Origin of the sequence: Nocardia amamiensis NBRC 102102, from assembly GCF_001612745.1 — a bacterium.
GTDB classification, from domain to species: Bacteria; Actinomycetota; Actinomycetes; order Mycobacteriales; family Mycobacteriaceae; genus Nocardia; species Nocardia amamiensis.
On record NZ_BDBA01000050.1, the window covers coordinates 60,900 to 68,820 of the forward strand.

Annotated in this window: 6 protein-coding genes; all 6 read left to right on the forward strand. The window is 66.6% G+C overall.

Features of this window, described 5'->3' with window-relative positions; genetic code table 11:
• Window positions 1-1,269: an MCE family protein gene (locus NA4_RS12560; RefSeq protein ID WP_373862782.1), complete on the forward strand. Its 1,269-nt coding sequence runs from the start codon at window positions 1-3 to the stop codon at window positions 1,267-1,269.
• Window positions 1,266-2,507: an MCE family protein gene (locus NA4_RS12565; RefSeq protein ID WP_084497019.1), complete on the forward strand. Its 1,242-nt coding sequence runs from the start codon at window positions 1,266-1,268 to the stop codon at window positions 2,505-2,507. Before NA4_RS12560 ends, NA4_RS12565 begins: the two co-directional genes overlap by 4 nt.
• Entirely contained in the window at window positions 2,504-3,745 is a 1,242-nt protein-coding gene (locus NA4_RS12570) for an MCE family protein (RefSeq protein WP_067468978.1), read from the forward strand. The genes NA4_RS12565 and NA4_RS12570 overlap by 4 nt, the downstream gene beginning before the upstream one ends.
• A 186-nt stretch (window positions 3,746-3,931) precedes the next feature.
• Window positions 3,932-4,702, forward strand: coding sequence for a hypothetical protein (locus NA4_RS12575; protein ID WP_245671304.1), 771 nt, complete (start codon window positions 3,932-3,934; stop codon window positions 4,700-4,702).
• Window positions 4,703-4,712: 10 nt separating this feature from the next.
• Window positions 4,713-5,447: a hypothetical protein gene (locus NA4_RS12580; protein WP_067468981.1), complete on the forward strand. Its 735-nt coding sequence runs from the start codon at window positions 4,713-4,715 to the stop codon at window positions 5,445-5,447.
• A gap of 408 nt (window positions 5,448-5,855) precedes the next feature.
• Window positions 5,856-7,921, forward strand: a 2,066-nt coding sequence (rpoB, locus tag NA4_RS12585) for a DNA-directed RNA polymerase subunit beta (protein ID WP_084497024.1), incomplete at its 3' end; no start/stop codon positions are given.

Here is a 7,921-nt window from a genome sequence, read left to right on the forward strand (position 1 = left end):
GTGGCGGAGAACTGGCGCAGCGATCCCGTCGGCGCGGTGCGCGGTTCCAGCCGTGGCGCCAAGGTGGCCATCGCGTTGGTCGTCGTCCTTGCCGTGCTGGTGGCCGGAGTGCTGTGGTGGCTGTTCGACCGGCTGACCACCACCAAGATCACCGCCTACTTCGATCGCTCGGTCGGCATCTACGAAGGCTCGGACGTGCGCATTCTCGGTGTGCCGGTCGGCTCGGTGGTTTCCGTGGAGCCGCAGGGCGATCAGGTCGAGATCGTCATGAGCGTGGACCGCAAGTACGACGTGCCCGCAGGCGCGCGAGCCGCGCAGATCACCCCGTCGATCGTGTCGGACCGCTACATCCAGCTGACCCCGGTCTATAAAGACGGCCCGAAGATGCCGCGCAACGGGACGATCCCGCGCGATCGCACGGTTACCCCCGTCGAAGTGGATGAGCTGTACAAGAGCATCACCGAACTGTCGGACGCGTTGGGTCCCAAGGGAGCCAACGCCGATGGCGCGGTGAACGAACTTGTGCGTACCGGCGCGGCAAACCTGGCCGGCAACGGCGAGGCGCTGGCCAACAGCCTCACCCAGTTGTCACGGGCGGCGCGGTACTTGGCAGACACCCGCGGGGACATTTTCGACACGGTCAAGAATCTGCAAGCCTTCGTCACTATGCTGGCGCAGAACGACCAGCAGGTGCGGCAGTTCAACGTCCAGTTGGCCGATCTGTCGACGTTCCTCGCCGACGAACGCGAAGATCTCGGCGCCGCATTGCATCTGCTGTCGATCGCGCTGGGTGACATCGCCCGGTTCATCGACGACAACCGGGATCTGATCGCGAGCAACGCCGAAGGGTTGATCACGCTCACCAAGACACTGGCCGACCAGCGCGCCGACCTGGCCGCCCTGTTGCCGGTGCTGCCGTTGGCGCTGAGCAATCTGATCAACGTGCACAACGCCGAATCCGGCACCCTCGACATGCGCGCCAACTTCACCGACCTGCAGGACCCGTTCGGTGTGGTGTGCAAGATGCTCGACCTGTCCAAGCTGATGCCCGGCGATCCGAAGTTCGAGGCGCTCGGCAGGCAGATGCGGCCGGTTCTCGACCACTGCAAGGAAATCACCGACCAGATCACCGCCGGGGTGAAGACCCCGACGCTGATCCTCCCGTTCGGCATTCTCAGCGGCGAGAACCAACAGCGCGACCCGGTGCCGGGCACGGTGCCCGGCACCGAGTCGGATCGGCTTCCGCCGTCGCAGGGAGGGGACCGATGACCGCCCGAATCCGTTCTGTGGCACGCGGTCTCGGCGCCGCGCTGGCGCTGGGCCTGTCCGCCGCGCTGGTCACCTCGTGCGCCGCCGACGGCATCTACAGCGTGCCGCTGCCCGGTGGCGCCGATGTCGGCGAGCACCCGATGCACATCGACATCCAGTTCGACGACGTACTCGACTTGGTGCCGCAGTCGGCGGTCAAGGTCGACGGCGTGCCGGTCGGCCGGGTCGAGGAGATCACCATCGGCAAGGATCAGTGGACCGCGACCGTGCGCACCCTGGTGCAGTCGTCGGTGGACCTGCCCGCGAACGCGCACGCCGAGGTCAGGCAGTCGAATCTGCTCGGTGAGAAGTTCATCGAGCTGTCCCGGCCGGCCGCCGACCCGGATCCCGGCCGCCTTGGCGACGGGTCGGTGATCCCGATCGACCGCACCAGGCACGCCACCGAGATCGAGCAGGTGCTCGGCGCACTGTCGCTGCTGCTCAACGGCGGTGGTGTCGCGCAGTTGCAGCCGATCATCACCGAGCTGAACAAGACCTTCGGGGGCCGCGAGGATCGCGTGCGCTCGCTGATCGAGCAGGCGAACACGCTGGTCAACGGCCTGAACGACCAGGTGGACGACATCACAAGGGCGCTGGACGGTCTCGATGTGCTCAGCGCCAGAGTCAGCACGCAGACCGAGCAGATCGGCAAGATCCTCGAGCAGTTGCCCGAGGGCATCAAGATCCTGGAAGAGCAGCGACCGCAATTGATCGGCCTGCTCGCCCAGCTGGACCGCCTCGGCCAGGCCGGTTTCGACGTACTGAACACCTCGAAGAACGACCTGATCCGCGATCTCACCGCATTGCGGCCCACGCTGCAGGAACTCGGCCGCTCGGCGCCGGATCTGGTGAGCGCGTTCCCGCTGATTCCGACCTATCCGTTCCCCGACTCGTCGCTGGAGAGCACCTTCGGCGGGCAGGTCAACACCTGGTTGTCGGTGGACCAGCAGATCGGCGTCACGCTCAGCAATCTCGGTGTGGGCAAGCCGGATCCCGTTTACATCCCACCGGTCGGTCCGCCGGTGCCCGTGAACCCGACGAATCCGTACTACGGCGGCAACGGCCCGCGGCCGGGCTGGCCGACGGTATCGATCCTGCCGCTGCCGCCGCTCATGGCGCAGCCGCCCGCGCCGGGCGTGCCTGCGGGTCCGGTCGGCGCGATCCTCGAGCAATTAGGCGTAGGGAGTGGTCCGCGGTGACGCGTCTGGTCCGGTGGCAGCTGATCGCGTTCGTGGTGATCGCCGTGATCGGCGTGGTCTATGTCGGCGCCAGATACATACGGCTCGACCAGATGCTCGGATTCGGCTTCTACACCGTGCACGTGCAGGCGGCACAGACCGGCGGTATCTACAAGGGCGCCGAGGTGACCTACCGAGGCGTTCCGGTCGGCCGGATCGGCGAGCTCGAGCTCACCGACGACGGCGTGGTGATGCACCTGACCATCGATTCCACTTCGCCGGATATCCCGGCCTCCGCGAAAGCCGTGGTGGCCAACCGATCCGCGATCGGCGAGCAGTACCTCGATTTGCAACCCACTTCGGATGCGGGCCCGTATCTGCGCGACAACTCGGTGATCACCTCGGTGACCACGCCGATTCCGGTCGAGCAGTTGGTGGCCAGTGTGGACAACTTCACCCGGTCGGTGGATCTGAACGCGCTCAACACCACGGTGGTCGAACTCGGCAAGGCGTTCGACGGCAAGGGCGACGATCTGCAGGTGCTGATCGAATCGCTGAACCAATTCACCGAGACCTTCCACGCGACGCTGCCGCAGACCATTCAGTTGATCCAGGACGGCAGGATCGCGCTCGGGACCCAGGCCGAGCAGTCCGCCGCCATCCGGGAGTTCAGCGACGGTCTGGACAAGCTCACCGCCCAGTTGCGCTCCAGCGACCCCGACGTGCGCAGGCTGATCGGCACCGGAACCGACGCGGGTGAGCAGATCGGCGGACTGATCAACGAGAGCGGCGGCGCGCTCACCCAGGACCTGGCGAACCTGCGGCTGGTGCTGCAGGCGATCTCGCCGAAGTTCTATGCATTGCGACCGCTGCTGCAGTTCCTGCCGCAGCTGTCCATCGGCGGGTCCTCCACCGCGCCCGGTGACGGCACCAGCCACTTCGGCTTGGTGCTGGAGACCAACAATCCGCCCGCTTGTACCGTTGGCTACGAGGGCACGTATCAGATCCTGGAACAGATGAAGGCGCAGAACCCGGATTTCGACGACACGCGCGACGAGTTCCCGTTCAACAAGGACGCCAAATGTCTTGTGCCCTTCGGTAATCCGACCGCCGTCCGGGGTGGCGAACGCGCCGATCTCGCCGATCCGGCCATTGTGCAGCCCTGGGACAGCAATCCCAAGACCGATCCGGAAAAGCTGAATCTGACTCCGGTCGCCGTGCAGCTGTCGACCCTGCTGGGGGTCACGCCGAAGCGGTGACCAGGAGCAACGACGTTAGGGTGTCTCGCGTGAATAACTGGAGCGAGCGAACCATGGGCACATTGCCCCTGGGCGCGATGGAGCCGAGCGACGGCGGGGTGCTGTCGTGAGCGAGCGTCAGCGAGTGAACCGAGAGCACAGCGCGCCTTCGCGCACGACGGAGCTGAGCGCAAGCGAGGCGCAGTCGTGAGCGCCGATCTGTCCGAGCAGCCCGATCCGGTGCAGCAGGAAGCGCCGGACACCGCGGCGCCGGTGGCGGCTTCCATGGATTCGGCCGGTGCCCCGAAGCCGGGCGACGGCGACCGTGCTGCCGTCGCGGACGAACCGCAGGCCGCCGACCGGACCGAGGACGGGTCCCAGCCTTCCGGTATGGCGCCGGTGCTCGGCAGGATGGCGTTCGCAGGCTCGGCCGCGCTGCTCGTGGTCGCGCTGGTCGCGGCCGCATGGTTCGGCGCGGGCTGGGTTCGTGCCGCGCTCACCGACGCCCCGCGCGCCGACGCGCGCGACACCGCCCTGGACGCCGCACGCCAGGCCGCCTTGAACATGACCTCGATGAACCTCGATGACGTGCCCGGCTCGCTCGCCCTGGCCAGGTCGTCGATGACCGGCGCGCTGCTGGACTCGGCCACCAAGAACAAGGACCAGGCCGAGAAGCTTGCTCAGCAGAGTGGGGTCGGGATGACCTCGAAGGTGCTCGGCGCCGCCCTCACCTCGCTCAACAGCGAGCAGGACAAGGCGTCGGCGCTGGTCGTGCTGCAGGTGACGGAGAAGGCCGAGGGCAAGCCGTCCGCGGAGTACCGCTACAGCTGGACCGTCGACGTGGCCAAGGACGGCGAGGTGTGGAAGGCCGAGCAGATCTCCTCGCTGGGCCAGCCGGTGCTGCTGAGCGGTGGGCCCGTCCAGCAGTCGTCCGCGCCCGCCGGGGATCAGCCCGCCGCGCCGAAGCCGGGATCGTAGGAGGACTTCCATGACTTCTCGCCGACCGGTCAACCGGGTTACCTCCAAGCGCCGTCCTGCCGCCGAGCAGCCGTCGCGCGCTGCGTCCGCCCGTTCCGAGCGCACCGCACCGGGGCGCAAGCCGCGCGTGGCGGGCGTTTCCCGTCCCGCCACGGCATCCGGTGCCTCCCGCGCCGAGCGCCTCGAGGAGAAGGCCGGACTGCCTCGATTGCGTGTCGCGTGGAAGGCGAGCCGTCCGCAGCGCCGAGAGGCCGGACGTCCACGCTGGGGCGTCGTGGCGGGATTGCTGGTTGCCGCGCTGCTGCTGGGCGCCTTTGCATGGCTCGCCGCGCAGCGGCCCGGAGTGGACACCTCGAACCAGGCGTATGTGAACAACGAGGCCACCCAGGAGGTGCGCGCGGCCGCCGACAACGCCCTGCGGACCGTCTACGCCTACGACGTGAAGAACATCGACGGCTACCGGGACACCGCGAAGCAGGTGCTCACCGGGAAGATGCTCGCCGACCTGGACAAGTACGCCCAAACCACCATTTCGGCGGTGAAACAGGCCCAGACCAGCGCCGACGCCAAGGCAGACCCGATCGCCGTGACGTTGCTCACCGATGATCGCGCGGAGTTGCTGGTCAATTTGGTGGTGAGCGCAACCAAGGACGGCGTGGCGCAGCAGAGCGTTGCCGGTCCCGTCGTCCTGCACATGCAGAAGGTGGACGGTCGCTGGCTGGCCAGCGACATCGTCGACCAATGAGCTCCAGCGATCGCCTGGGATGGCCCAGCGCGGCAGGCGATCTCGCTAGCGTCTCGGTCGGCTCTGCCACTTGACGAGTTTCGCCCGACCCGTCACGCTATTCACAACAGCGGCAGCTGTCACAGTGGCTTCCAGCGCATTGCGGCACCGGACGCGGCCAGCGAATTCGGCCCGGCGCGCCAGCCATGTGGAGGATCACACGGGTGGTACTTTGACACCTCCGTGTAGATGGGTGTAGGTTTGGACGTTGCGCTGGCTGCCTCCTGTCCATACCTCGATCTGCACACGTAAGTTCACCCTTCCGGTGTTACTTCCGTTGTTGCCTGTTCGAGTTTCGTTCGGGTTGTAACCAGCGGAATTCGTAGCAGACAAGCGACGGTCGCGGACCCACCACGCGACGCGCGTGAGGTGCTGGAAGGACGCATCTTGGCAGTCTCCACCCAGACCAAGGCAGTTACCGGAATCCCCGGAGCTCCATCCCGGGTGTCTTTCGCGAAGATCCGTGAGCCCTTGGAGGTGCCCGGACTTCTCGATCTACAGACGGACTCGTTTTCTTGGCTGATCGGTTCAGCTGACTGGCGTGAGAAAGCCGCGGCCCGCGGCGACGTCGGCCTAGTCGGCGGACTCGAGGAGGTGCTCGAGGAGCTCTCCCCGATCGAGGACTTCTCCGGCTCCATGTCCCTGTCCTTCTCCGATCCGCGCTTCGAGGAGGTCAAGGCCTCGATCGACGAGTGCAAAGACAAGGACATGACCTACGCGGCTCCGCTGTTCGTCACGGCGGAGTTCATCAACAACAACACCGGTGAGATCAAGAGCCAGACGGTCTTCATGGGTGATTTCCCGATGATGACCGACAAGGGCACGTTCATCATCAACGGCACCGAGCGCGTGGTCGTCTCGCAGCTGGTGCGTTCGCCGGGTGTCTACTTCGACCACAGCGTCGACAAGGGCACGGAGAAGGACCTGCACAGCGTGCGCGTCATCCCGAGCCGCGGCGCGTGGCTGGAGTTCGACGTGGACAAGCGCGACACCGTGGGTGTTCGCATCGACCGCAAGCGTCGCCAGCCGGTCACGGTGCTGCTCAAGGCGCTGGGCTGGACCACCGAGGAGATCGTCGAGCGCTTCGGCTTCTCCGAGATCATGATGTCGACCCTGGAGAAGGACAACACCGCGGGCCAGGACGAGGCGCTGCTGGACATCTACCGCAAGCTGCGTCCGGGCGAGCCGCCGACCAAGGAGTCGGCGCAGACCCTGCTGGAGAACCTGTTCTTCAAGGAGAAGCGCTACGACCTGGCGCGCGTGGGCCGGTACAAGATCAATAAGAAGCTCGGTATCCACGTGGGCGAGCAGGTCGTCGGTTCGGTGCTGACCAAGGAAGACATCGTCAACACCATCGAGTACCTGGTTCGCCTGCACGCGGGCGACAAGGCCATGACCGCCCCCGGTGGCGCCGAGGTGCCGGTGGAAGTGGACGACATCGACCACTTCGGCAACCGTCGCCTGCGCACCGTCGGCGAGCTGATCCAGAACCAGATCCGGGTCGGCCTCTCCCGTATGGAGCGCGTGGTGCGCGAGCGGATGACCACGCAGGACGTCGAGGCGATCACGCCGCAGACCCTGATCAACATCCGCCCGGTCGTGGCCGCGATCAAGGAGTTCTTCGGAACGTCCCAGCTGTCGCAGTTCATGGACCAGAACAACCCGCTGTCGGGCCTCACCCACAAGCGTCGTCTTTCGGCGCTGGGCCCGGGTGGTCTGTCCCGTGAGCGCGCCGGCCTCGAGGTCCGCGACGTGCACCCCTCGCACTACGGCCGCATGTGCCCGATCGAGACCCCGGAAGGCCCGAACATCGGCCTGATCGGCTCGCTGTCGGTGTACGCGCGGGTCAACCCGTTCGGCTTCATCGAGACGCCGTACCGCAAGGTCGTCGAGGGCCGGGTCACCGACGAGGTGGTCTACCTGACCGCCGACGAAGAGGACCGCCACGTGCGCGCTCAGGCGAACTCGCCGGTCGGCGCGGACGGCCGCTTCCTCGAGGAGCGCGTGCTGTGCCGCCGGGGCAACGAGGAGAACGAACTCGTCGCGCCCACGGAGATCGACTTCATGGACGTCTCGCCGCGTCAGATGGTGTCGGTGGCGACCGCCATGATTCCGTTCCTCGAGCACGACGACGCCAACCGCGCCCTGATGGGTGCGAACATGCAGCGTCAGGCCGTGCCGCTGATCCGTTCCGAGGCGCCGATCGTCGGCACCGGTATGGAGCTGCGCGCCGCCGTGGACGCGGGCGATGTGGTGGTGAACGACAAGCCCGGTGTGGTCGAGGAGGTCTCCGCCGACTACGTCACCGTGATGGCCGACGACGGGACCCGCAAGAGCTACCGGATGCGCAAGTTCAACCGGTCGAACCAGGGCACCTGCTCGAATCAGCGTCCGATCGTGGACGAGGGTCAGCGGGTGGAGCAGGGCCAGGTCTT